Here is a 25,093-nt window from a genome sequence, read left to right as displayed (position 1 = left end):
GAACCGCCGCCCCTCCCTCGTACACGCGCCCGGAGGGTTACTCCGTGCGCAGGCCGTCCGCGCGCATGAACCGCCACAGGACCGGCATGCTCAGCAGCGTCACGGCCGCGATCAGCGCGAGTCCGATCCCCACGACGGGCAGGAAGACCCACCAGTCGGTGACCGGCTGCCCGCCCATCCCGAGGAGGACCGCCCCGAGGCCGAGCCCGCCCGCCACGGCGAGGACGAGACCGAGGACGATCGGCACCGCCGTCTGCCACAGCACCGACCAGCTCAGGGTGGAGCGCCGGGTGCCGAAGGCGACGAGGGAGGAGAGCAGCCGCTTGCGGTCCCTGAGCTGCTCCAGGGTCGTCACCAGGAGCGAGGCCGCCACCAGGAGCATCGTCAGGGTGGAGCCGACCAGGATGCCGGTGCGGACGCTGGAGAACGCCGCGTCCCGCTCGGTCTCCTTCAGGTCGCGGACCCAGGACGTCGGGTCGATGGCGGCCGCCGTGTTCCGTACGTTGTCGGCGGCGTCGGGCACCGTCGGGTCGAGCCGGATCATGGCCTGCGCGTCGGGCTCGTCGAGCCGCGCGGCGTCGATCGCCGACGGGGTCGCGAGGACGCCGTACTCGTACATGCCCGTCGGGTCGGGGCGGGAGTCCACGATCCGGGCGGTGGCAGGGAGGCGCCACTGCGGCGGCGGAGTGCCCTCGGGGCGCTTCGGTTCGCCCGGGTGCGGATGCGGGTCGCGCAGGGCGACCGCGGCACCGGGCCGGGCGGCCGCGGTGACCCGGGCGTCGTCCGGGGTGCCCTGAGCGCCGTGCGAGAGGAAGACGAACACGTCGCCGTCCTCGCAGGAGGGCAGGACGGCGAACTCCGCGAGGGAGGCGCAGTCGCCGACCCTGAGCGAGGCCATCGGGGCGAATTCCTCGCCCTTCTCGAGGGGGCCGGGCCGCCACACGCGCGACTCGATGACGCCGATCACCCCGCTGACGCCCTCGGTCCGCTCGAAGCGGTCGATCATCCCGCGGGCCTCGTCCGCGGTCCTGGCATCGGTGCCGAACGCGATCTGGGCGCGGGACGCGTCCTCGCCCGTGGCCTGCGTGAAGTCGTTCTCCATCGCCTGGAAGAGCATCTGCAGGGCGATCGCCCCGGTGGCCGCGACGACGATGCCGCTGACGGCGCGGGCCGCGGTGCCGCTGCTCAGCTGGAGCCTGCGGACGGCGAGCTGCCAGGCCACCGGGCCCCCGCGCAGCCGCTTCACACATGCCTCCACCAGCCACGGCAGGAGTGTGGTGAGGCCGGTCAGGGCGAGGGCGGTCCCTGTCGCGACGCCCACGGTGTCGATGCTGGTGTCGGTCACCCGGACGTCGCCCATGAGCGGGACGAGGAGGGCCACGCCGGCCGCGACGAGCAGGACCCGCCACCACAGCCGGCGGCGGCGCGGAGCCGAGGCCCTGACGACCCCGAGCGGTTCGATCGCCACCCCGCGCAGCGCGAAGAGGGTGACCACGACCGAGGAGACCGGGACCGTGACGAGGACGAGGACGGCGAGCACGGGCATCGGCGCGACGTCGGAGGGATAGGCGTTGACGTCCCAGACGGTGAAGGTTCCGGCGAACTCCCGGGCCGCCGCGAAGAGTCCGATGCCCACGAGCAGGCCGAGCAGCGCGCCCGCGAGGGATTCGCCGGCCGCGATCCGCCGGGTCGTGGCGGTGTCGGCGCCGACGAGCCGGAGCGCGGCGAGCCGCTGGTCACGCTGCTCGCCGCCGAAGCGGACGGCGGTCGCGACGAAGACGAGTACCGGGAGGAGCAGGACGACACAGGCGACGACGACGAGGAGGATCAGGAACGCGTTCATCGGTTCCTCGGGCACGGACCAGCCGTACCGTATGCCGCGCCCGTCGAAGTTCTCGGTGTCGAGGAAGTCGACGTGGGCGACGTACCGCAGCTCGGCCGGCCCGATGAGTCCGGCCTCGCCGATCGTGCCGACGGCCCTGTAGGGGATCCGCTCCTTGAGCAGCGCGCCCCCGGGGGAGTCGAGCAGTGCGGCGAGCGCGGGGGAGACCAGCATCTCGCCGGTCCCGGGGAACGTCGTGGCGCCCGGCGGGACCGGGGGCGCGTCGCCCTCGGGGCGCAGCAGCAGTCCGCTGATGACGTCGTCCCGGTAGACGGTGTTCCGGCCGAGGTGGAGAAAGGAGTCGGGCCGGGGGGAGATGACCCGCGCACTGCCGTCGACGGCCCGGACCGCCTCCCGCACCTCCCGCTGGAAGAGCATGTTCGGGAAGGAGGAGGCGAGCAGCAGCAGGGCCGTGCCGAAGCCGACGCCGGTCGCGGTCAGCAGGGTGCGGAGGAGGCCGGAGCGGCCGCCGGCCACCGCGAACCGGGCGCCGAACGCCAGGTCGCGGGCCCAGGCGCGGAGCTTCATGCCGCCCACTCCGCGTCCCGCACCCTGCCGTCGCGCACGACGACCTCGCGGTCCGAGTAGGCGGCGACCCGGGCCTCGTGGGTGACGAGGACGACGGCGGCGCCGGTGTCCCGGGAGGCGTCGGTGAGCAGGCGCATGACCCGCTCGCCGTTGAGGGAGTCCAGGGCGCCGGTCGGTTCGTCGGCGAAGATCACGCGGGGTGCGGTGACGAGCGCGCGGGCGACGGCGGCGCGCTGGCCCTGGCCGCCGGATATCTCGCCGGGGCGCTTGTCCGCGACGGAGTCGACCTCCAGGCGGGCCAGCCATTCGAGGGCCCGGGCCTCGGCGGTCTTCCGCTTCTCGCCGTTGAGGCGCAGGGGGAGGGCCACGTTCTCGACGCAGGTCAGCTCGGGTACGAGCCGGCCGAACTGGAAGACGAAGCCGAAGTCGGTGCGGCGCAGGGAGCTGCGGGCACTGTCGGAGAGCGCGGTGAGGTCGCGTCCGTCGTAGGTGAGGGTGCCCGCGTCGGGGCGCACGATTCCGGCCAGGCAGTGCAGCAGCGTGGACTTGCCGGAACCGGAGGGGCCCATGACGGCGACGACCTCGCCGGCCCGGAGGGAGAAGTCGGCGCCCGCGAGCGCCGGGGTCGGTCCGTAGGCCTTGTCGAGGCCGGTGGCCCGCAGGAGCGGGGAGGAGGTCATCGGCGGATCTCCTCGGCGAGCCGGTCGAGCCGGGCGGCGGTCAGTTCCAGCCAGCGCAGGTCCGCCTCCAGGTGGAAGAGGGCGTGGTCGCAGATGAGCTGGTCGGCGAGGTCGCCGTCCTTCTTGCGCCGGGTGAGCTCGCGCATCAGGCGCAGGTGCTCGGAGCGCTGGGTGTCGAGGAGCTCGGCGGCCCCGCGCCCGGTGAGCAGGGCCAGGACGACCTTGGTGTAGAGCGTGGACTGGAGGTAGGGCTCCGGCTTCTCCGGGGTGGCGAGCCACCGGGCGACGTCGGTGACGCCCGCCTCGGTGATGGCGTACCGCTTCCGTTCGGGGCCGCCGCCCGCCTCGACGCCGTCGACGACCACGAGGCCGTTCTTCAGGAGCCGGGACATGGTCGAGTAGACCTGCCCGTAGTGGAGCGGCCGGTCGTGGCCGAACTTCTCGTCGAAGGCGCGCTTGAGGTCGTAACCGTGGCGCGGGCCGGACTCCAGGAGTCCGAGGAGGGTGTGACCGATGGACATGCGCGTCACTGTACATGGGGTGTATACGCACTATGTATAGCGGCGCGGCAGTAAGCGGAACGCCTCCTTCGCGCAACCGTCCGGTCCGCCCGGGCGTCGGTTCCTCTGGGTACGGGTGCTGATTCTCACGTCCGGAAAAGACGTGATCGGTCTCCTTTGTCCACCTCGTCGGTGTTAGCTTGCTGAGCCGGTCCGGCGGGTACGGGCACAGCGCCGGGGCGCGGGGACACACGACGAGCGGAGCGACGGAACACATGGGCCGACCTGACACGGGCAAGGCGAAGAAGGGCGGCATACGCCGCCTCTTCTCCCCGAAGAAGCTCCTGGGCACGTTCCTCATGCTCTGCCTGATCGGCGCGGGCGCCCTGTACGTCGTCTACCTCATGGTCCCGGTGCCGACGGCCAACGCCGAGGCGACGATGCAGAGCAACATCTACAAGTACGCCAACGGCAAGATCCTCGCCCGCACCGGCAAGGTCAACCGCGAGATCGTCGGCCTGGACAAGATCCCGGAGAAGGTCCAGAAGGCCTTCGTCGCCGCCGAGAACAAGAGCTTCTACCGGGACAACGGCGTCGACATCAAGGGCACCACCCGCGCCGTCTGGTCCACCCTCACCGGCAAGGGCAAACAGGGCGGCTCGACCATCACCCAGCAGTACGTCAAGAACTACTACCTGAGCCAGGACCGGACGGCGAGCCGCAAGCTCAAGGAGATGGTCATCGCCGTCAAGGTGGACCAGAGGATGGACAAGAGCGACATCCTCGCCGGGTACATGAACACCAGCTACTACGGGCGCGGCGCCTACGGCATACAGGCCGCCGCCCGCTCGTACTACGGCGTCGACGCCACCCGGCTCACCACCGCCCAGGGCGCCTACCTCGCCGCCCTGCTCCAGGCGCCCAACCAGTACGACTGGACCGCCGCCAACGCCACCGGCCGCAAGCTGGTCGAGGACCGCTGGAACTACGTCCTCGACAACATGGTCGGCGAGGGCTGGCTCTCGCCCGCCGAGCGCGCCGGCACCAGGTTCCCCGTACCGCAGAAGCCCAGGCCCCTGCCCGGCATGGAGGGCCAGACCGGCTACATCGTCGAGGCCGCGAACGAGGAGCTGGCCCGCCAGGGCGTCAGCGAGGAGGACATCCGGGCCGGCGGCTGGACGATCACCCTCAACATCGACGAGAAGCGGCAGAAGGACCTCGTCAAGGCCGTCGAGAAGCAGCTGGAGTCCAAGCTCGACCGCAAGGGCAACGCGAAGCACGCCACCGTCCAGGCCGGCGCCACCTCCGTCGACCCGAAGACCGGCGCGGTCGTCGCGATGTACGGCGGCGTCGGCGCCACCGAGCACTGGATCTCCAACGCCACCCGCCGCGACTACCAGCCCGCCTCCACCTTCAAGCCGATCGTCCTCGCCGGCGCCCTGGAGAACGGGTCGACCACCCAGGACGGACGCACGATCGGCCTCGGCACGGTCTACGACGGCACCAGCAAGCGGAAGGTCGTCGGCAGCGACATCCCCTTCGCCCCGGAGAACGAGGACGACCGCGACTACGGCTCCGTCTCCGTCCAGCGGGCCGTCAACAGCTCCATCAACTCGGTCTTCGCGCAGATGATCGTGGACGTCGGCCCCGGCAAGGTCAAGCGCACCGCCCTCGCGCTCGGCATGAAGGACGGCAAGGACTTCCCCGAGGCCCCCGCCATGTCCCTCGGCACCATGAACGCCTCCACCCTGGACATGGCCGGCGTCTACGCCACGCTCGACAACCACGGCAGGAAGGTCACCCCCACCCTGGTGAAGGCCGCCGAGCACCGGGACCGCAAGGTCCGGGGCGGGAACGCGATCGGCGGACAGGCCGTCAGCCGCGAGACCGCCGACACCGTCACCAAGGCCATGACGGGCGTCGTGAAGCCCGGGGGCTCCGGCTTCCGCGCCGCCGGCGACTACGCGGCCGCCGGCAAGACCGGCACCTCCGAGAACAACCGCTCCGCCTGGTTCGTGGGCTACACGCCCGAACTCGTCACCGCCGTCGGCCTCTTCGGCGAGAGCCCCAAGGGCCGCCAGGTCACCCTCACCGACACCATCAACGAGGGCCGCGCCAACGGAGGCCGCACGCCCGCCCAGATCTGGGGCGACTACACGACCCGCGCCCTCGACGGCGGCTCCGACGCGGAGTTCGACCTGGAGACCAAGGACTCCGACGAGGTCGAGCCCGACCCCACCCGGACCACCGAGGCCCCCGAGGAACCGACCCGGGAGCCGTCCACGACCCCTCCGGCCCCCCCGACGCCGACGCGGACCCCGGTGACCACCCCGCCGACGCCGACGCGCACGCCGGTCACCACCCCGCCGACGCCCACCCGGGAGCCGACGACCGGGGAGCCGTCCCCGCCGCCCTCGATCGAACCGCCGGACGGCGGCGACACCGAACCGGGCCAGGACCCCACCCGGCCCGGCCGCCCCGGCACCCCGCCGTCCCGGCAGTGACGGAAACGGCCGGGCCCCCGCGCGGGGGACCCGGCCGTGCGCGGGCCCGCGCGCGACGCGCACGGACCCGGCGGTGGAGCGGATGGGCTCGCCGGCGCCCCCGGACCGCGCGCGACGCGCACGGACCCGGTGCCCGCCCCGGTCTCAGGTGCGGGTCGCCAGCTCGAACCAGACCACCTTGCCGCCCGAGAGCCGGGTCGCCCCCCACCGCCGGGCCAGCCGGTTCACCAGGAAGAGGCCGCGACCGCCCTCGTCCGTGTCCCGCGCCCGCCGCTGCCGGGGCAGCTGCGGGGAGTCGTCGCCGACCTCGCAGCGCAGCACGTCCGTCCGGAGCAGCCGCAGGGTCACCGGCCGCTCCGCGTACCGCACGGCGTTCGTCACGACCTCGCTGATCAGCAGTTCGACCGAGTCGGTCAGCTCCTCCAGGTCCCAGCGGGCGAGCGCCCGCCGGGCGAGGCGCCGGGCCCGTCCCGGGGCCTCGTCCTCCGGTTCCAGGAACCAGTACGCCACGTCACTCGGCGCGATCCCGTCGAAGCGGGCCGCGAGCAGCGCGATGTCGTCGTCCCGGTCGCCCGGACCCAGCATGTCCAGGACGTCGTCGCAGAGCGCCTCCAGCGGCGGCGAGTGGTCCGGACCGGTCAGCTGCGCGGCCGCGGCCAGCCGCTCCCGCAACTGCTCGATCCCGGTCCACACGTCCCGCACCCGGGACTCCACCAGACCGTCCGTGTACAGCAGCAGCGTGGCACCGGCCGGGGCGTCCAGCTCGACCGCCTCGAAGTCCACCCCGCCCACCCCGATCGGGGCGCCCGACGGCACCCGCAGGACCTCCGCGCGCCCGCCGAGGTGGAGCAGTATCGGCGGCGGGTGGCCCGCGTTCGCCACGGTGATCCGGTGCGAGACCGGGTCGTACACCGCGTACATGCAGGTCGCCATCCGGTTCTCGCCCAACCGCTGCGCCTGCTCGTCCAGGTGGTGCAGGACCTCCTGCGGCGGCAGGTCGAGCCCGGCCAGGGTCTGCGCGGTGGTGCGCAGCTGGCCCATGATCGCCGCCGACGTCATGGAGTGGCCCATGACGTCGCCCACGACGAGGGCGACCCGGCTGCCGGGCAGCGGGATCGCGTCGTACCAGTCGCCGCCGACCCGCGCGGTCTCGGCGGCCGGCAGGTAGCGCGACGCCAGCCTGACCCCGGTCGGCTGCGGCAGCGAGTCCGGCAGCATCGTCCGCTGGAGCTCGTCCGCGATGTACGCCTCGCGCCCGTACAGCACGGCCTTGTCGATGCCGAGCGCGGTGTGCGTCGCGAGCTGCGCCGCCACCAGCAGGTCGTTCGGGTCGAAACCGGCCCGCTCGGGGCGGCGCAGGAACACGGCGGCGCCGATCACCCGGCGCCGGCCGCGCAGCGGGGCCAGTATCGCCCGCGTCCCGCCGGGCAGCGGATGTCCGGTGCCGAGCAGTTCGGCCAGCGCGGCCCGGGCGGCGGGGGAGTCGCCGAAGACGGGCCGGACCCCGCGCAGCACCTCGGCGAGGGCTCCGCCGGACCGCACCTCGCAGAGTTCGGCCGCGAGGGTCGGTTCCGGATCGGGGACGAGGACCGGCTCCTCGGACTCCGGGTCCGTTAAACGCAGCCGGTCCGACCGGCGCAGCCGCAGCACGAACGGCGCCGCCGGCCGCTCGTCGCCCACCGGCAGCGGGTCGCGGAGGTGGACCAGGATCTCGTCCGAGAAGGTGGGCACGCTGGCCCGGCACAGGCCGAGCACGATCTCGTCCAGGTCGATGCCGCGCGCGATGCGCCGGGTCGCCGCCCCGACGAACCGCAGCCGCTCGCCCTCGCGCCGGACGGTGGTGTCCCCGGCCCCGCCGGAGGGCTGCGCGGAGACGGCGACGGCCACGGCACCCGGTCCGCCGGCCCCGCGGGGCGGCGCGGGCGCTCCGGCCGCCGCGGGGGTCTCCGTACCGGGAAGCGCCGCCCCGCCCGGCCGGTCGGGCAGGCCGGCCACCGCCTCCTGGCGGGGGCGCGCGCGTTCCTGCGGCCGGGCAACCAGGGGCTGCCGTCCTTCGTGGGAGGTGGGATGCTCCGTCACGCGTGGGGTTCCGTCCGTCCGGGCCGGTGGTGCGATGCACTCGCTCTTCTCGCCGATGCCGCGCCCGCGACGGGGATAAACCCCTCGCGCGCGGCGGATGCGGAGACTCCGGGAGTCGCGGGGACGACGGGGGTCGCGTCACCCGGGCAGACGTCCGGCACTGCTCTCCCCCTCGTGGGTGACTGGCGGTCAGGCCCCGCGGCGCACACGGCCGCTGTCGTACTGTTCGGTAGCTCTGACGTGCTGTTCGTTCCGTTTCCGTCGTGCGGAGGACGATCCTACGTTTGACCCCCTGGGGCGCGACAAGGGTCTCACGGAGCCGTGTGGGCCGAAGTGCGGTCCCAGTCCGCCGGCAGCTCCGGAACCCGCCACGCCGGATCGGGCCGCCAGTGCTCCCAGCCGTCCGAGAACGGCGCCCCCCAGGCCCGGACGCGCTCCACCGCCAGCTCCCCGGCGGCCCGCACCCGGGCCGCCTGCTCCGGGCCCATCAGGCCGGACCGCTGGGCCTGCGCGAACTCGTCCTCGTCCCGCCACACCCAGCTGCGGTCGGGGTAGACGGAGATGTCGAGGAAGTGGTCCTCGGAGTCGACGCCGCCGGACCACCGCGTCCGGGGCTCCTCCAGGTTCACGTACCAGCTGCGGAAGCGCCAGCCGCGCTCCCAGAACAGCCACACCGACCACGGCTCGCCGGGCCGCGCCAGCTTCAGCACCCCGGTGCCGGACCAGCGCGCCCGGTCCGTGGTGCGGGGAGCGGTGTAGCGGGTGGCGAGCGGCTCCTCGTGGACGGGGGTGCCGTCGGCGAGCACGGGCCGCACGCACTCGGTGCCGGGGGCCATCCAGACCGCGAGGAGATCGGGCGCGTCCCGGACGACCGTCACGGGCCGGCAGATGTGCACCGCTCCGGTGCCGTTGCCGCGGTAGCGCCAGAGGATGTGATCCCCCGGCGCCCAGTGCTGGGAGCCGTCCGATCCTGTCATGCGCAGATCTTAGGGCGTGTGCCGGAGGTCCCGTCCGCCCGGAGGGCGGACGGCGCCGCTTCCGGCACGCGCCCCGGGGGCGTGCTCCCGGCGGCGCCGCGGCGCGGGGCACGGACGGCGGGCCGCCACCGCCCTACGGGTGCGTCATCCGCAGGACGTCGAGGGCCTCGTCCAGCTGCTCCAGGGTGAGGTCGCCCCGCTCGACGTACCCGGACTCGACGACCACCTCGCGGATCGTCTTCCGCTCGGCGAGGGACTTCTTGGCGACCTTGGCGGCCTCCTCGTAGCCGATGTACTTGTTCAGCGGGGTGACCACGGACGGCGAGGACTCGGCGTACTCGCGGGCGCGCTCCGCGTTGGCCGTGACGCCGTCGACCGTGCGGTCCGCGAGCAGCCGGGAGGCGTTGGCCAGAAGCCGTACGGACTCCAGCAGGTTCTTGGCCATGACCGGCAGCATCACGTTGAGTTCGAAGTTCCCGGCGGCGCCGGCCACCGCCACCGCCGTGTCGTTCCCGGTCACCTGCGCGGCGACCATCAGGACCGCCTCGGGGATCACCGGGTTCACCTTGCCCGGCATGATCGAGGAGCCCGGCTGGAGGTCGGGGAGGTTGATCTCCGCGAGGCCCGTGCGCGGTCCGCTGGCCATCCAGCGCAGATCGTTGGCGATCTTGGTGAGGGAGACGGCGATGGTCCTGAGCTGCCCGGACGTCTCCACCAGGCCGTCGCGGGCGCCCTGCGCCTCGAAGTGGTCGCGGGCCTCGGTCAGCGGCAGTCCGGTCGTGCGGGCGACCTCCTCGATGACGGCCGCCGAGAAGCCGGCCGGGGTGTTGATGCCGGTGCCGACCGCCGTGCCGCCGAGGGGAAGCTCCGCGAGCCGGGGGAGCACGGCCCGCAACCGCTCGACCCCGTACCTGACCTGGGCCGCGTACCCGCCGAACTCCTGGCCGAGGGTGACCGGGGTGGCGTCCATCAGGTGCGTGCGGCCGGACTTCACGACCTCCGCGAACGCGGACGACTTCCGCTCCAGGGCGGCGGCCAGGTGCTCCAGGGCGGGGATCAGGTCGCGGGTGACGGCGCCGGTGGCCGCGATGTGGATGGAGGAGGGGAAGACGTCGTTGGAGGACTGCGAGGCGTTCACGTGGTCGTTGGGGTGGACCTCCCGGCCCTCCGGCAGCCGCTCGGTGGCGAGGGTGGCGATCACCTCGTTGGCGTTCATGTTGGACGAGGTGCCCGAACCGGTCTGGAAGACGTCCACGGGGAAGTGCTCGTCCCAGCGCCCCTCCGCGACCTCCTCGGCCGCCGCGGCGATCGCCTCCGCGCGGTCCCGGTCGATCACCCCGAGCCCGGCGTTGACCCGGGCGGCGGCGGCCTTGATCCGGGCCAGCGCCTCGATGTGGGCGCGCTCCAGGCGCTGGCCCGACACCGGGAAGTTCTCCACCGCCCGCTGGGTCTGCGCCCGCCACTTGGCGTGGGCGGGAACCCGCACCTCACCCATGGAATCGTGCTCGATCCGGTACGTCTCACGGTCGTTCATCTTCTTCAACCTCCCGAAAAAGCTGAGCAGTTGTCTTGTTCGATGTATTCCCAAGCCGCTTACCGGCCAGTAAAAACCGTGGGTAACCCCACTTCCAGGAGGCGCCATGACGCGCACCAGGTACAGATTCCGCCGGTCCTCGGCGGCCGTGGCCACGGCCGCCGCGATCCTCGGAACGATCATCGCGGCCACCGCACCCGCCGGCGCGGCCGACACGACCACCGCGGCCGCCACCGCTTCCGTACCGCTCCCGCCCGCGCTGGAGGCGATCAGAGCGGCCGAGGCCACCAAGATCTACGGCAGCCCCGAGGAGCGCCCGCTCGACCGGCGCAAGACCGGGCTGGTCTCGCTCGGCGACAGCGAGATCTCCGGCGAGGGCGTCGGCACCTACGAGCCCCCGACCAACGGCCCCACCAACTGGTGCCACCGCTCGCCCGACGCCGCCATCCACCGCACCGGAATCCCCGCGGACCTCACGTTCAACGTGTCCTGCTCCGGCGCGTACAGCGGCAACATCCGCATCGGCGGCTCCCCGCAGTACGCCGACGAACTCGTCCAGAGCGACAACCTCGCCGTCAAGGCGCGCAACACCCGCGTCAAGATGGTCCTCCTCGTCGCCGGCGCCAACGACGACCTCCAGTTCGGCCCCGTCATGACCGACTGCGTCACCCGCTACCTCCTCAGCCAGGGCGCCTGCGAACCCAAGTACGCCCCCGGCTGGCAGGCCCGCGTCGACGGACTCGTCCCCAAGGTCGAACAGACCGTCCGCGACCTGAGGACCGTCATGCGCGACGCCGGATACGCCGACGGCGACTACAAACTCGTCCTCATGGGCTACCCCAGCCCGATCGGCCCCGACTTCCGCGACAACCCGAACTTCCCCGGCAAACTGGTCTGCGGCGGCCTGGGCTACGACTCCGACACCGTCTGGGGCCGCAACACCGCCGTACCCGCCTTCGAGCGCGGCATGCGGAAGGCCGCCGCGAGCACCGGCGCCACCTACCTCGACAACTCCCGCCTCTTCCACGGCCACGAGGTCTGCACGGAGGACCCCTGGGCCCGGGGCCTCTACATCGACCTCTCCAAGCCCGGCCTGCCGGACGAGAACTCGGTCCGCCAGTCCTTCCACCCCAACGCGCGCGGACACGCCGCCTTCGCCTCCTGCCTCACCCAGCTCTACACGTCCGGCCTGCGCGAGGCGAGCTGCGCCGACGTGAACTCCACCGGTAGGCCCACCCTCTTCCCGCTCGCCTGGGACGACGCCTACCGGCCCCTGAAGAACCAGGGGACCGGCAACTGCCTGGACGTGGACGCGGCCAGCAGCTCCAACGGCACCCGCGTCCTCGGCTGGGACTGCCACGACGGACGCAACCAGACCTGGTGGTACGACTCCGCCCGGCAGACCGTCCACACCGGCCTCACCCAGGACCGCTGCCTCGACGTGCCCGACCTCCAGTACCGGGCGGGCACGGCCCTGCTCCTCTGGAACTGCCACGGCGGCGCCAACCAGAAGTTCGTCCGCGACGGCGCCACCATCCGGCCCGCCGCCGCGACCGGCGTCTGCCTCACCCAGAGCGCGGCGAAGGAGCCCATCAGGCTCCAGGCCTGCGACGGCTCCGCGCACCAGAAGTTCGCGTAGCCCGTACCCCGCGGGGAACGCCGCGGCCCCCGTCCGGTGCGGGACGGGGGCCGCGGTACGCCCGGATCAGGAGCCCTTCAGGGTCGTACGGGCCAGTTCGTACGCCGGGAGCATCGCCCGGTGCTCCCCGGTGTCCGACCCGCCGAGATCGACCACGACCACCCCGCGCGGGGTGGCGACGGCGAAGGCGCGCGCCTCCTTGTCCCCGCCGGACAGCTCGCTCCGCACCGTGTAGGACGCCTCCACGGCGGGCAGCGCGCCCGCCGTCGTCTCCCGGTAGGAGGCGCCCGGACTCTTTCCTCCCGCCGTCACGAAACCTTCGAGCACGGCCCGCGCGGACCCCTTCTCCGCCGTCCACACCCGCAGGAAGCCCAGGTGCCCGGCCGGTTTGGCGTCGATCTCGCAGCGCATGACGGCCGGCCCCCGGCGGGTGAGCTCCGCGAGGTCGGAGTCCTCGGGGACCACGACCGCCTTCGGCCTCCACTCCGCCGCGAGCGTGAAGGAGACCGGCAGGACGCAGGCCGTCCCCGGGCCGCCGAGGGAGGCCCCGGCGGCGGGCGCGGCCGGGGCCCCGCCCCCCGGTGTTCCTGCGGACGGCCGCGCCCCGCCGGTGACCTCCGGCAGCGGCTCGGGACCGCAGCCGGTCAGCAGCGTTCCCGCCGCGAGGAGGACGGGGAGCAGAAGCCGTGCCGGGGGTCTCATGACCGGCAGCGTAACCGTCCGGGTCCCGCGCGGAACCGGGAGCCCGCCGTCGCGGCCGGGAGCCGGAGGGGGCCCGGCGGGGTCGCGCCCCGGTCCCGGGCGGGAGTGACCGACGTCCCGTTGTGGAGGCGGACCGGTCCCCGGGATGATCGGTTCCCGGGACGGCAGGGGGCCGGGACGGAGGGAGCGCCATGAGGTACGCCGAGGGGCCGAGCGCACACTGCGACATCCACGTCGGGGCGGCCGTGCCGCTGGTCTGGGAGCTGGTGACCGACATCCTGCTGCCCGCCCGGTTCAGCCCCGAACTGCGGCGCGCCGCCTGGCTCGACGGGGCGGACGGCCCCCGGGTGGGCGCGCGCTTCGAGGGGTACAACCACCACCGGCTGCTCGGCGAGTGGCGGACCGTCTCGCACGTGACGGAGCTGGTGGAGGGACGGGTGTTCGCCTGGGCCGTCACGGACGCCGACGGCCTCTTCGGGGAGCCGGTTCCGGACCCGGCGGGAGCCCTGGCGGCCTGGCGCTACGAGCTGGCCCCCGAGGACGGGGGCACCCGGCTGCGGCAGTCGGCCCGCCTCGGCCCGGGCCGCAGCGGCGTCACCCTGACCCTCGAACGGTGGCCGGACCGCGAGGAGGAGATCGTCGCCGCCCGGCTGGGAGAGCTGCGCGCGGGGATGGAGGCGACGCTCGCGGGCGTCAAGTCCCTCGCCGAGCAGGGCGGCCGGCGGACCGGCACGGACGGCTGACGGACCGGCACGGGCGGCCGGCGGGAAGGACCCCGGCCGGTGACGGCCGGGGCCCCTCAGGGAGTACCGCTCCGGGTCGGGTGAGGCCGGGGTCCCTCCGGGGGTACCGCTCCGGGGTCAGGCCAGGCCGGGGCCCCGCACCGGGATGTGGGTGAACGTCGGCTCCGGCGCCGGGTTCTGGAAGAAGTCGTTGCCCTTGTCGTCCACGACGACGAAGGCCGGGAAGTCCTCGACCTCGATCTTCCAGACCGCCTCCATGCCGAGCTCCTCGTACTCGACGACCTCGACCTTCTTGATGCAGTCCTGCGCGAGCCGGGCCGCCGGGCCGCCGATCGAACCGAGGTAGAAGCCGCCGTGCGTGCCGCACGCGTCGGTGACCTGCCGCGAGCGGTTGCCCTTGGCCAGCATGACCTTCGAGCCGCCCGCCGCCTGGAACTGCTCGACGTAGCTGTCCATGCGACCGGCCGTCGTCGGGCCGAAGGAACCGGAGGCGTAGCCCTCGGGGGTCTTCGCCGGGCCCGCGTAGTACACCGGGTGGTCCTTCAGGTACTGCGGCATCTCCTCGCCCGCGTCCAGCCGTTCCTTGATCTTGGCGTGCGCGATGTCGCGCGCCACGACCAGCGGGCCGGTCAGGGAGAGGCGGGTCTTGACCGGGTGCTTGGTCAGCTCGGCGAGGATGTCGTCCATCGGCTGGTTGAGGTCGATCCGCACGACCTCGCCGGCCTCCAGGTCGGTGTCCTCCGTCTCCGGCAGGAACCGCGCCGGGTCCGTCTCCAGCTGCTCCAGGAAGACGCCCTCGGCGGTGATCTTCGCGACGGCCTGGCGGTCGGCCGAGCAGGAGACGGCGATCGCGACGGGCAGCGAGGCGCCGTGGCGCGGCAGGCGCACCACGCGCACGTCGTGGCAGAAGTACTTGCCGCCGAACTGCGCGCCGATGCCGATCCTCTGCGTCAGCTCGAAGACCTTCTCCTCCAGCTCCTTGTCCCGGAAGCCGTGGCCGGTCGCGGCGTCGCCCCCGGTGGGCAGCTCGTCCAGGTAGTGCGCGGAGGCGTACTTGGCGGTCTTCAGGGCGAACTCGGCGCTGGTGCCGCCGACGACGATCGCCAGGTGGTACGGCGGGCAGGCGGCCGTGCCGAGCGAGCGGATCTTCTCCTCCAGGAACTTCATCATGCTCGCCTCGTTGAGGACGGCCTTCGTCTCCTGGTAGAGGAAGGACTTGTTGGCGGAGCCGCCGCCCTTGGCCATGAAGAGGAACTTGTACGCGCCGCCGTCGGTCGCGTACAGCTCGATCTGCGCGGGCAGGTTCGAGCCGGTGTTCTTCTCCTCCCACATGGTGACCGGGGCCATCTGCGAGTACCGCAGGTTGAGCTCGGTGTACGCGTCGTAGATGCCCTTGGACAGGGCCTCCTCGTCGCGGCCCGAGGTCAGCACGTTCTGGCCGCGCTTGCCCATGACGATCGCGGTGCCGGTGTCCTGGCACATCGGGAGGACGCCGGCGGCGGCGATGTTCGCGTTCTTCAGGAGGTCGAGCGCGACGAACTTGTCGTTGCCCGACGCCTCCGGGTCGTCGATGATCCGGCGCAGCTGGGCCAGGTGGGCCGGGCGCAGGAAGTGCTGGATGTCGTGGATCGCCTCGGCGGCCAGCTTGCGCAGCGCCTCCGGCTCGACCTTGAGGAACGTACGGCCGTCGGCCTCGAAGGTGGAGACGCCTTCGGAGGTCACCAGGCGGTAGGGCGTGGTGTCCTCTCCCAGGGGGAGCAGATCGGAGTACGAAAACTCTGGCATGACGGCGGTCATTCCTCACTCGGCGGACGGCTGCGCCGCCTCCGTTGGCGGCGCGTCCTCCAGCGTAGAACGCGCCCGTTCCGGCGTTCCTGTGAGGTAGGGCTCACCCGCGCCGCCGCGCGGGCCGGTGCCGGGTCCCCGCACCGGGCGGCCCCGGTCCGGCCGATTCCGTCCGCGCCTTCCGGCCCCGCCCCCTGGTCGCGATCTATCGCGTTTCGCTAGGCTGGCTCCGTGGACCTCGAAAAGCAGCCCGAACCCGAGAAGCAGGCGCGGCCGCAGCGGTCGGCCGCCCCCGCCGAGACCGCCCCCGCGGCGCCCGCCCCCGCCGATCCGCAGGGCTCGCTGCGGGCCTCGGACGCGGACCGGGACCGGATCGCGGACATCCTCAGGGACGCCCTGGCCGAGGGGCGGCTCGACGCCGAGGAGCACTCGGACCGGATCGACGCGGTCTACCGGGCCAAGACGGTCGGGGAACTGGAGCCGATCGTCCGCGACCTGCCGGCGGCCCGGACCTCCCGGCCGGAGCCCGGGCAGGCGTACGCCTACGGTCCCGACGATCCGGAGGGCGCCCCGGACAACCTCGTCGCGGTCTTCTCCAGCACCACCCGCAAGGGCCGCTGGCGGGTGGGCCGCCGGACGAACGCGTTCGCCCTCTTCGGCAACATCGAGATCGACCTGACCGAGGCGATCTTCGCCCAGCGCCTCACCACCATCAACGCCACCTCCGTCTTCGGCAACGTCGAGGTGCGCGTCCCGGAGAACATCAGCCTGCGCGGCAACGGCAGCGGGATCTTCGGCAACTTCGAGGTCGTGACCCTGGAGGGCGTCGACCCGCAGGCCCCGGTCGTCGTCGTCAACGGCTACTCGGTCTTCGGGAACGTCGAGGCGCGGCCCAAGCGCGGCAAGTGGGTCACGGACCTCCAGGGCAGGATGCGCAAGCACCTGGGCCACTGACGGACACCGGGTGCGGGCGGCGGGGTCTTCGGCCACGAGGTGACCGGAATGCGCCGTCCGGCGTCCGCGGGGCGGTGTGCCGCGGCACCCAGTGCATAGGCGCACGCACAGTGGGTAAGCCTCGGGCATCGCCCTCGCCCGCGAAGCCGTCGTCAGGAGTAGACCGTGCTGCAACTGCCGCATCAGCCCCTCCAGGCCGTCGCCGTCCCCCCGCCGCGCACCCCCGCCCGGGAGGACGAGGGCGGCCCGTGGCACGCGGAGGCGGTGTGCCGCAGGGACGAGGCGGGACTCTTCTTCGCCCCCTCCAAGGAGCCGACGGCCGCGCGCCTCGCGCGCGAGGAGGCCGCCAAGCGGGTCTGCGCGCGCTGTCCGGTGATGGTCGAGTGCCGCGAGCACGCGCTGCTCCAGCCGGAGCCGTACGGGGTGTGGGGCGGGCTCACGGCGGCGGAGCGCCGCGTCGTGCTCGCCCGGCGCCGGCGGCGCGAGGTGGAACTGAGGAAGGCGGCCCCGGCCGAGCGGATCGCCAAGGCGGGCTGACCGGGCCCCGGCGGGGCGCGGCCCGTCCCGCGCGGGCCCGTACGGGGAGGGGCGCCCCCACCGCACATGGGGGCGCCCCTCTTCGTGCCGTCCGGCGGTCTCCGCCGGACCCGGCTCCGGACCGGCTCAGTTGGCCCGGTCGAAGTCGATCTTGCTGTACGCGCGCAGCTTCGAGAGCCGGTGCGTGGAGTCGATCTGGCGGATCGTGCCCGACTTCGAGCGCATGACCAGGGACTGCGTGGTCGCCGTCTCGGCGCGGTAGCGCACCCCGCGCAGCAGCTCGCCGTCGGTGATGCCGGTGGCGACGAAGAAGACGTTGTCCCCGCTGACCAGGTCGTCGGTGGAGAGCACCCGGTCCAGGTCGTGGCCCGCGTCGAGGGCCTTCTGCCGCTCGGCCTCGTCCTTCGGCCACAGCTTGCCCTGGATGACTCCGCCGAGGCACTTGATGGCGCAGGCGGAGATGATGCCCTCGGGGGTGCCGCCGACGCCCATGAGCATGTCGACGCCGGTGCCCTCGCGGACGGCCATGATCGAACCGGCGACGTCGCCGTCCGAGATGAACTTGATCCGGGCCCCGGTCTCGCGGATCTCCCGGACGATGCCCTCGTGGCGGGGACGGTCCAGGATGACGACCGTGATGTCCTCGGGGGAGGAGTTCTTCGCCTTGGCGACCCGGCGGATGTTGACCGAGACGGGGGCGTTGATGTCGACGAAGTCGGCGGCCTCCGGGCCGGTGACCAGCTTGTCCATGTAGAAGACCGCGGACGGGTCGAACATGGTGCCGCGGTCGGCGGCGGCCAGGACGGCGATCGCGTTGGGCATGCCCTTGGCGTTGAGCGTGGTGCCGTCGATCGGGTCGACCGCGATGTCGACCTCGGCGCCGGTGCCGTCGCCGACCCGCTCGCCGTTGAAGAGCATGGGGGCTTCGTCCTTCTCGCCCTCGCCGATGACGACGACGCCGTCCATCGAGACGGTGGAGATCAGGGTGCGCATGGCGTTGACCGCCGCGCCGTCCGCGCCGATCTTGTCGCCGCGGCCGACCCACCGTCCGGCGGCCATGGCGGCGGCCTCGGTCACGCGGACCAGTTCGAGGGCGAGGTTGCGGTCGGGGGCCTCGGGGGAGACCTCCAGTTCGGGCGGGAGGGTGTGCTCGGTCATCGGGGCGCACCTTTCTGTACGGCGACGGCCGGGGAAAAGAGGGTGCTGCGACTCTATCGTCAGGTCGACAAAATGAGCAGGGGGGCCTACGTATGAGCACGGGACCGTGATGCGACCATGGGGGGCGTGGCAGGTATGCGAGGCAGGCAGACGGTACGCGGGATGTTCCAGTCCCTCGGGGTGATCATGGTCGCCGCGGGTGTGATGTATCTCTTCATCCCGCACGACGAGGGCGCGGAGCCGGTCAAGGCGAAGGACTACCGGGTCGAGCTCCTCACGGCCCAGCGGGCGGCGCCGTACCCGGTGCTGGCCCCCCGGGGCCTCGGCGAGGGCTGGAAGGCGACGGTCGTCTCGTACGAGCGCGAGAACGCCGACGCCTGGCAGCTCGGCTTCCTCTCCCCGGACACGCAGTACGTGGTGATCCACCAGTCGACGGCGGCGCCGGGCACGTTCGTGCCCGAGGTGACCCACAAGGCGAAGAACACCGGGAAGACCCAGACGGTGGCCGGGGAGGTCTGGCAGCGCTGGGAGGGCCCGAAGTACGACGCCCTCGTGCGGACGGACGACGGCGCGACGACCGTGGTCACCGGCACGGCGTCCTTCGAGCGGCTCGCCGAGATGGCGGGCTCGCTGCGGTCGGAGAAGGTCTGAGGTCCGGAGCGGTCCTCCCGGGGCGGCCTCCGAGGCGCTCCTCCGGGGCCGTCCGGGAGGGGCCGGAAACGCCGGGACCCACGGGAAGGGCCCCGCACTCGTGGAGTGCGGGGCCCTTCCCGTGGGTGCGGTCACCGGTCTCAGACGGTGGTGACGACCTCGTCGTAGGACAGGCGCGGAGAGCGCGGGAACCAGGCGTCCTCGCCCGGCTTGCCGATGTTGACGACCATCAGCGGGGTGTGGTCGTCGTCGAGGAACTCCTTCTGGACGCCGGCGAAGTCCAGGCCGGTCATCGGGCCGGCGGCCAGGCCGGCGGCGCGGACGCCGACGATGAAGTACGCGGCCTGGAGGGCGGCGTTCAGCAGGGCGGACTGCTCGCGGACCGGGCGCTCGCCGAAGAACATGTCCTTGGCCTGCGGGAAGTGCGGGAGCAGGGCCGGCAGGTCCTCGTGGAACTCGTTGTCGGCGGAGAGGATCGCGACGAGCGGCGCGGTGGCGGTCTTCGGCCGGTTGCCCTCGGCCATGTGCTTGACCAGGCGCTCGCGGGCCTCGGGGGAGCGGACCAGGGTGATGCGCAGCGGGGTCTGGTTGAAGGCGGTGGGGCCGTACTTCACCAGGTCGTAGATCGCCCGGACCTGCTCGTCGGTCACCGGCTCGTCGGTGAACGTGTTGGCGGTGCGGGCCTCGCGGAAGAGGAGGTCCTGGGCGGCGGGGTCAAGGGCGAGGGACATGCTGCGTACCTTCCGGACTGCGCGGGGTTGCGCAAAAGTGCACAAGGGGATCGCTCGTACGGAGTTCAAGCGACGTCCCCGACACTACGCCCTTGATTGGTGAAAGTTCAACTAACTCATCCGGATAGTGATCCGCTTCACTCGTGAGTCTACGCCCGGACCGGACCGGAGCGGACCGGACCGGACCGGACCGGACCGGAGGATCACCCTTCCCGGCCGTCCCCGTCTCCGGCTCCTTCCCCGTCCTCGCCACCGTCCGCCTCCGACGCGAGGGCCGCGTCCAGACGGGCCCGCGCCCCTTCGAGCCGGAGCCGGCACACCTTCGCCAGCTCCTCGCCGCGCTCCCACAGCGCGAGGGACTCCTCCAGGGTCGTCCCGCCCGTCTCGAGCCGCCGGACGACCTCGATCAGCTCGTCCCGCGCCTGCTCGTACCCGAGGGCCGCCCCGTCCGTGCCCGTGCCCGTGCTCGCTGCCATGTCCTGTCCTCTGTCTTCTGCCGGTGGTCGGTGGCCGGTGTGATGGGTGTGATGGGTGGGGTCGATGGTGAGTGGCCGGTGGCCGTGTGCGGCGCCGTTCCCTCCGTCCTGAGCGCTCGTCCTGAGCTCTCGGCCGGAGCGTTCAGCCGGAGTCCGCCACGCGCCGCACCGCGAACTCGCCCTCCGCGACCCGGGCGCGCAGCTCCTCGTCCCCGGCGACCTCCCCGGGGGAGCGGACCACCGTGCCGTCCGCCCGCTGGAGCACCGCGTACCCCCGCTCCAGCGTCGCGGCGGGCGACAGCGCCCGGACCCGCGCCCGGGTGTGCGAGAGCTCCGAGTCGGCCCGGTCGAGGAGGTGGCCGAGGACCCGCCGGCTCCGGGCGAGCAGCGCGGACACCTCGTCCTCGCGGACCTCGACCATGCGCAGCGGCCGCTCCATGGCGGGCCGCGCGAGGGCGTGCGCCAGACCGCGCTCCTCCCGGTCCAGCAGCCCCCGCACGGTCCGCAGCGCCCGGTCCCGGAGCCCGCGCACCCGCTCCAGCTCCTCCCCGACGTCCGGGACGACCTTCTTGGCCGCGTCCGTCGGCGTCGAGGCGCGCAGGTCGGCCACCAGGTCGAGCAGGGGCGAGTCCGGCTCGTGCCCGATCGCGGAGACCACCGGCGTACGGCAGTCCGCCACCGCCCGGACGAGCTGCTCGTCCGAGAACGGCAGCAGGTCCTCAACGCTTCCGCCGCCCCGGGCCACGACGATCACGTCCACGTCCGGGTCCGCGTCCAGCTCCCGGACCGCCCCCACGACCTGCGGCACCGCCTTCACGCCCTGCACCGCGACGTTCCGCACCTCGAAGCGGACGGCGGGCCAGCGGCGGCGCGCGTTCTCCAGGACGTCCCGCTCGGCGGCCGACGCGCGTCCGCAGACGAGGCCGATCCGGTGCGGCAGGAACGGCAGCGGCTTCTTCCGGGCGGCCGCGAACAGTCCCTCGGCGGCCAGGGTCCGCTTCAGCTGCTCCAGCCGGGCGAGCAGCTCCCCGATCCCGACCGGTTTGATCTCGGCGGCCCGCAGCGACAGCTGCCCGCGCGGCGCGTACCACTCGGGCTTGGCGTGCACGACGACCCTGGCCCCCTCCGACACGACGTCCGCGACCGCGTCGAACACCTGCCGGTAGCAGGTGACGCCGACGGAGACGTCGTGCGAGGGGTCGCGCAGCGTCAGGAAGACGACCCCGGCGCCGGGGCGCCGCGACAGCTGCGTGATCTGCCCCTCGACCCAGACCGCCCCGAGCCGGTCGATCCACCCGCCGATCAGCCGGGAGACCTCACCGACGGGAAGCGGTGCTTCTGCGGACGTAGTCAGAGCCATGGACCGAGCGTAACGGCGCGGTACGACAACGTCAGGACGCCGCGGGGCGGGGCACGGCGTCCCGGCGCCCCTCCTCCCGGAGCCCTCTACTCCCGCCGGGGCTCCCGGCGCACCCCCTGGACCGCCAGCACCGCGAGCCCCACGCCCAGCCACACCACGCCCACCACCTGGGCCGCCGGCGAGGCCTCCACGATCACCGCGACCAGGATCGCCGCGCCCACGACCGGGACCACCACGTGCTTGAACACGTTCGGCGGCCCCTCCCCCCTCCGTACGGCGAACCAGCCCACCACGCTCGCGTGCAGCAGGACGAAGGCCGTCAGGGCGCCGACGTCGACCACCGACACCAGGTGGTCGAGGCCGTCGTCCCGCCGCGCCGCCCACACCGCCGCGACCATCGTCACCGCCGCCGCCACGACCAGCGCCACGCGCGGCACGCCGCCGTCCGTCCGGGCCAGGAGACGGGGCAGCCGCCGGTCGCGGCCCATCGCGAAGAGCAGCCGCCCCCCGGCCGCCTGCCCGGCGAGCGCCGCGAAGGCCGCTCCGATCGCCTTCGAGACGGCCACCAGGTCGTGCAGCCAGCCGCCGACCGAGGTGTCCACGGCGTCGTAGAAGGCGGAGCCCTGCTTCCCGGGGTCGGCGGCGAGGTCGGCGGAGGAGACCGGTTCGAGCAGCGCCACCAGCCAGGTCTGCGCCACGAAGAGCACGCCCGCGAGGGCCAGGCAGAACAGCAGCGCCCGCGCCACCTTCCCCGAACCCCCGGTGACCTCCTCGGCGAAGGAGGCGATGGCGTCGAAGCCCAGGTAGGAGAGGACGGCGATCGAGACCGCGCCGAGCACCGCCGCGAGCGAGAAGGAGACGTCCCCGGTCAGCGGCGACCACACGTCGCGCTGCGCCCCGTCCCGTACGAGCGTCACCACGGCCGAGACGACGAAGACCAGCAGGACGACGATCTCCATCGCGAGCACGACGAAGCCGACCCGGGCGGCCGCCCGCACGCCCCACAGGTTGAGCAGGGTGGTGAGGACCACCGCGATCCCGGTCCACACCCACCGGTCCACCTCCGGGACCAGCGCCTCCATGGCGATGCCCGCGAAGAGGTAGGCGACGGCGGGGATCAGCAGGTAGTCGAGCATCGCCATCCATCCGGCGACGAACCCCGGCCCCTCCCCGAGCCCCTTGCGCGCGTACGTGAAGACGGAGCCCGCCCGGGGGGCGACCCGCACCATCTGGGCGTAGCTGAACGCCGTGAACGCCATGGCGACCGTCGCCACGACGTACACGAGCGCGACCGCGCCGTGCGACGTGGCGTCGAGCGTCCCGAAGACGCCGACCGGCGCCATGGGCGCGATGAAGAGCAGCCCGTACACCACCAGGTCACGGAACCCGAGGCTCCGCCGGAGCCCCGTGTGGTTCCCGCCGTCCGTACCCGCCGTCACCCGCGCTTCCTCGGCCATGGGCCCAGTTTCGGCCACGACGGCGGCCGAACCGCTGACCGACGCGGCCGTGCGGAACGCGGCCTTCCGCCGACCCGCGCGGCCGCGGGGGAGCGCGGCCTTACGATGGGACGCATGACTGCAACGCCCGCGCCGACGCCCGATTCCGCCTCCGCGACGAACCGCCCGAAGCGTGTCCTGCTCGCCGCTCCCCGCGGCTACTGCGCGGGCGTGGACCGTGCCGTGATCGCGGTGGAGAAGGCCCTGGAGCAGTACGGGGCCCCGATCTACGTCCGGCACGAGATCGTCCACAACAAGTACGTCGTCCAGACCCTGGAGCGGAAGGGCGCGATCTTCGTCGACCAGGCGACCGAGGTGCCGCCGGGCAACATCGTGATGTTCTCCGCGCACGGCGTCGCCCCGACCGTCCACGAGGAGGCCCGGCAGGGCCGGCTCGCGACCATCGACGCCACCTGCCCGCTGGTCACCAAGGTCCACAAGGAGGCCGTCCGCTTCGCCAAGGACGACTTCGACATCCTCCTCATCGGCCACGAGGGCCACGAGGAGGTCATCGGCACCTCCGGAGAGGCCCCGGACCACATCCAGCTCGTCGACGGCCCCGAGGACGTGGCGAAGATCGAGGTCCGCGACCCCTCCCGCGTCGTCTGGCTGTCCCAGACCACGCTCTCGGTCGACGAGACGATGGAGACGGTCGACGCGCTGAAGGAGAAGTTCCCGCAGCTGATCTCCCCGCCGTCCGACGACATCTGCTACGCCACGCAGAACCGCCAGACCGCGATCAAGGAGCTGGCCGGCCAGGCCGAGCTGGTGATCGTCGTCGGCTCGAAGAACTCCTCCAACTCGATCCGCATGGTCGAGGTCGCCAAGCAGGCCGGCGTCCCCGCCGCGTACCTCGTGGACTTCGCGAGCGAGATCGACGAGGCCTGGCTGGAGGGCGTCACCAGCGTCGGCCTCTCCTCCGGCGCCTCCGTCCCGGACGTCCTGGTGCAGGAGGTCCTGGAGTGGCTCGCCGAGCGCGGTTACGCGGACGTCGAGATCGTCAAGACGGCCGACGAGTCCCTGACCTTCTCGCTTCCCAAGGAACTCCGCAACAAGGACCTGCGGGCCGAGGCCGAGAAGCTGCGCGCGGCGGCGGCCCCGGTCCAGGAGTGACCCGGCCGGTCGTCCCCGGCGGGCGGACGCCCCGGGCCGGGGACGACCGGGCCGGGGACGACCGGGCCGGGGACGACCGGGGCGGGAGCGACGCGGCCGAGGGCGACCGGGCCGGGAGCGGCTTGGCCGAGGAGTAACTCGGCGCCCCAGCCTTTACGGTGGGTCCATGAACGTCTTCGGAGTGGACATCGGCGGCTCGGGCATCAAGGGCGCTCCCGTGGACCTGGAGCGCGGCGCGCTCACCGCGGAGCGCCACAAGGTACTGACTCCGCAGCCCTCCACACCCGACGGTGTGGCGGACTGCGTCGCGGAGGTCGTGGAGAACTTCGGCTGGACGGGACCGGTGGGAGTGACCTTCCCCGGCGTGGTGACCGGCTCCACGATCCGTACGGCCGCCAACGTCGACGCGTCGTGGATCGGCGTCGACGCGGGCGCGCTCCTCGGCACCCGCCTCGGGGGCCTTCCCGTGACCGTCCTGAACGACGCGGACGCGGCCGGGATCGCGGAGATGACCTTCGGCGCCGGCCGGGGCCGCAAGGGCACCGTGATCATGCTGACCCTCGGCACGGGCATCGGCTCCGCCCTCTTCGTCGACGGCCGGCTCGTCCCCAACACGGAGCTGGGCCACCTGGAGCTGAAGGGCCACGACGCGGAGAAGCGGGCCTCCACGAAGGCCAAGGAGGACGAGGACCTCTCCTGGGAGCACTGGGCGACCCGCAGGGTGCGGAAGTACCTGGAGCACGTGGAGATGCTGTTCTCGCCGGAACTCTTCATCATCGGCGGCGGCGTCAGCCGCAAGGCGGACAAGTTCCTGCCGCTCATCGAGGGCGTCCGCGCGGAGATCGTCCCGGCGGAACTCCAGAACAACGCGGGCATCGTGGGAGCGGCGATGGCCGCCGCGGCGGCGGACAAGGCCTGAGGACGGGTACGGCGGCGGGTGACGGCGGGCAGCAAGGCCTGAGGACGGGCAACGGGGACGGGAGACCGTACGGAAGGCCGTACGAGAGGTGCGGGCCGCACGGCCGCCCACCGTACGGCCCGCCCGGCGGCCCGTCGCCCACCAC

At 73.0% G+C, this 25,093-nt stretch carries 21 protein-coding genes; 8 read left to right on the top strand and 13 right to left on the bottom strand.

The genetic code is table 11. The features are described from left to right. Window positions 1-37: 37 nt before the first annotated feature. From ACZ3IL_RS02865 to ACZ3IL_RS02855, 3 genes are read right to left on the bottom strand one after another with little or no spacing between them, the layout of a single operon-like run. Window positions 38-2,410 carry an FtsX-like permease family protein gene (locus ACZ3IL_RS02865; RefSeq protein WP_467385879.1) on the bottom strand — a complete coding sequence of 791 codons (2,373 nt, stop codon included), beginning with the start codon at window positions 2,408-2,410 and terminating at the stop codon, window positions 38-40. After that, window positions 2,407-3,090, bottom strand: coding sequence for an ABC transporter ATP-binding protein (locus ACZ3IL_RS02860; protein WP_467385877.1), 684 nt, complete (start codon window positions 3,088-3,090; stop codon window positions 2,407-2,409). Before ACZ3IL_RS02860 ends, ACZ3IL_RS02865 begins: the two co-directional genes overlap by 4 nt. Further along, entirely contained in the window at window positions 3,087-3,611 is a 525-nt protein-coding gene (locus ACZ3IL_RS02855) for a PadR family transcriptional regulator (protein ID WP_467385875.1), read from the bottom strand. Before ACZ3IL_RS02855 ends, ACZ3IL_RS02860 begins: the two co-directional genes overlap by 4 nt. Before the next feature lie 254 nt (window positions 3,612-3,865). On the opposite strand from ACZ3IL_RS02855, the gene ACZ3IL_RS02850 reads away from it, so the two are divergent. Continuing rightward, the gene (locus tag ACZ3IL_RS02850; RefSeq protein ID WP_467385873.1) at window positions 3,866-6,094 is read left to right on the top strand and encodes a transglycosylase domain-containing protein; all 2,229 of its coding nucleotides are present in this window, start codon (window positions 3,866-3,868) and stop codon (window positions 6,092-6,094) included. A 144-nt stretch (window positions 6,095-6,238) separates the two neighbouring features. On the opposite strand, the gene ACZ3IL_RS02845 is transcribed toward ACZ3IL_RS02850, so the two are convergent. From ACZ3IL_RS02845 to ACZ3IL_RS02835, 3 genes are all read right to left on the bottom strand, one after another. Continuing rightward, a complete protein-coding gene (locus tag ACZ3IL_RS02845; RefSeq protein ID WP_467385871.1) occupies window positions 6,239-8,173 on the bottom strand; it encodes a SpoIIE family protein phosphatase in 1,935 nt (644 codons plus the stop codon). Between the two features lie 311 nt (window positions 8,174-8,484). After that, window positions 8,485-9,150, bottom strand: a complete 666-nt coding sequence (gene fomD, locus ACZ3IL_RS02840) for a cytidylyl-2-hydroxypropylphosphonate hydrolase (RefSeq protein ID WP_467385869.1) — start codon at window positions 9,148-9,150, stop codon at window positions 8,485-8,487. 133 nt (window positions 9,151-9,283) lie between these two features. After that, window positions 9,284-10,684: a class II fumarate hydratase gene (locus ACZ3IL_RS02835; RefSeq protein WP_467385867.1), complete on the bottom strand. Its 1,401-nt coding sequence runs from the start codon at window positions 10,682-10,684 to the stop codon at window positions 9,284-9,286. A 106-nt stretch (window positions 10,685-10,790) separates the two neighbouring features. Between ACZ3IL_RS02835 and ACZ3IL_RS02830 the strand changes: the two genes are divergently transcribed. Next, window positions 10,791-12,323 (top strand): ricin-type beta-trefoil lectin domain protein, encoded by a 1,533-nt coding sequence (locus ACZ3IL_RS02830; protein ID WP_467385865.1) that lies wholly within the window; start codon window positions 10,791-10,793, stop codon window positions 12,321-12,323. 66 nt (window positions 12,324-12,389) lie between these two features. On the opposite strand, the gene ACZ3IL_RS02825 is transcribed toward ACZ3IL_RS02830, so the two are convergent. After that, on the bottom strand, window positions 12,390-13,025 hold the full coding sequence (locus ACZ3IL_RS02825) for a lipoprotein (protein ID WP_467385863.1): 636 nt from the start codon (window positions 13,023-13,025) through the stop codon (window positions 12,390-12,392). A gap of 191 nt (window positions 13,026-13,216) precedes the next feature. Here ACZ3IL_RS02825 and ACZ3IL_RS02820 point away from each other — a divergent pair, with 191 nt between their 5' ends. Further along, window positions 13,217-13,768, top strand: a complete 552-nt coding sequence (locus ACZ3IL_RS02820; protein ID WP_467385861.1) for an SRPBCC family protein — start codon at window positions 13,217-13,219, stop codon at window positions 13,766-13,768. Window positions 13,769-13,885: 117 nt separating this feature from the next. Here the strand turns inward: ACZ3IL_RS02820 and ACZ3IL_RS02815 are convergent, their stop codons facing one another. Continuing rightward, complete coding sequence (locus tag ACZ3IL_RS02815) at window positions 13,886-15,553, bottom strand: fumarate hydratase (RefSeq protein ID WP_467385859.1); 1,668 nt, start codon at window positions 15,551-15,553, stop codon at window positions 13,886-13,888. A gap of 231 nt (window positions 15,554-15,784) precedes the next feature. Between ACZ3IL_RS02815 and ACZ3IL_RS02810 the strand changes: the two genes are divergently transcribed. Together ACZ3IL_RS02810 and ACZ3IL_RS02805 are read left to right on the top strand one after the other, a co-directional pair. Then, window positions 15,785-16,507, top strand: coding sequence for a DUF1707 SHOCT-like domain-containing protein (locus ACZ3IL_RS02810; RefSeq protein ID WP_467385857.1), 723 nt, complete (start codon window positions 15,785-15,787; stop codon window positions 16,505-16,507). 165 nt (window positions 16,508-16,672) lie between these two features. Next, window positions 16,673-17,044, top strand: a complete 372-nt coding sequence (locus ACZ3IL_RS02805; protein ID WP_467385855.1) for a WhiB family transcriptional regulator — start codon at window positions 16,673-16,675, stop codon at window positions 17,042-17,044. A gap of 126 nt (window positions 17,045-17,170) precedes the next feature. On the opposite strand, the gene glpX is transcribed toward ACZ3IL_RS02805, so the two are convergent. Next, window positions 17,171-18,202 carry a class II fructose-bisphosphatase gene (gene glpX, locus ACZ3IL_RS02800; RefSeq protein WP_467385853.1) on the bottom strand — a complete coding sequence of 344 codons (1,032 nt, stop codon included), beginning with the start codon at window positions 18,200-18,202 and terminating at the stop codon, window positions 17,171-17,173. Between the two features lie 117 nt (window positions 18,203-18,319). On the opposite strand from glpX, the gene ACZ3IL_RS02795 reads away from it, so the two are divergent. Beyond that, the gene (locus tag ACZ3IL_RS02795; protein ID WP_467385851.1) at window positions 18,320-18,853 is read left to right on the top strand and encodes a DUF4245 domain-containing protein; all 534 of its coding nucleotides are present in this window, start codon (window positions 18,320-18,322) and stop codon (window positions 18,851-18,853) included. A gap of 140 nt (window positions 18,854-18,993) precedes the next feature. Here the strand turns inward: ACZ3IL_RS02795 and ACZ3IL_RS02790 are convergent, their stop codons facing one another. From ACZ3IL_RS02790 to ACZ3IL_RS02775, 4 genes are all read right to left on the bottom strand, one after another. After that, complete coding sequence (locus ACZ3IL_RS02790) at window positions 18,994-19,584, bottom strand: malonic semialdehyde reductase (RefSeq protein WP_467385849.1); 591 nt, start codon at window positions 19,582-19,584, stop codon at window positions 18,994-18,996. A gap of 203 nt (window positions 19,585-19,787) precedes the next feature. Further along, window positions 19,788-20,060, bottom strand: a complete 273-nt coding sequence (locus ACZ3IL_RS02785; RefSeq protein WP_467385847.1) for an exodeoxyribonuclease VII small subunit — start codon at window positions 20,058-20,060, stop codon at window positions 19,788-19,790. A gap of 142 nt (window positions 20,061-20,202) precedes the next feature. Further along, window positions 20,203-21,420, bottom strand: a complete 1,218-nt coding sequence (gene xseA, locus ACZ3IL_RS02780) for an exodeoxyribonuclease VII large subunit (RefSeq protein ID WP_467385846.1) — start codon at window positions 21,418-21,420, stop codon at window positions 20,203-20,205. An 86-nt stretch (window positions 21,421-21,506) separates the two neighbouring features. Continuing rightward, window positions 21,507-22,877 carry an APC family permease gene (locus tag ACZ3IL_RS02775; RefSeq protein WP_467385844.1) on the bottom strand — a complete coding sequence of 457 codons (1,371 nt, stop codon included), beginning with the start codon at window positions 22,875-22,877 and terminating at the stop codon, window positions 21,507-21,509. A gap of 105 nt (window positions 22,878-22,982) precedes the next feature. Between ACZ3IL_RS02775 and ACZ3IL_RS02770 the strand changes: the two genes are divergently transcribed. Then, window positions 22,983-24,029, top strand: coding sequence for a 4-hydroxy-3-methylbut-2-enyl diphosphate reductase (locus ACZ3IL_RS02770; protein ID WP_467385842.1), 1,047 nt, complete (start codon window positions 22,983-22,985; stop codon window positions 24,027-24,029). 166 nt (window positions 24,030-24,195) lie between these two features. Beyond that, complete coding sequence (gene ppgK, locus ACZ3IL_RS02765; RefSeq protein ID WP_467385840.1) at window positions 24,196-24,948, top strand: polyphosphate--glucose phosphotransferase; 753 nt, start codon at window positions 24,196-24,198, stop codon at window positions 24,946-24,948. Window positions 24,949-25,093: the final 145 nt, after the last annotated feature.

This window comes from Streptomyces sp. NPDC014907, assembly GCF_055562975.1.
Note: the sequence above shows the minus strand (reverse complement) of the source record. Positions and strands in the feature narration are given on the sequence as shown.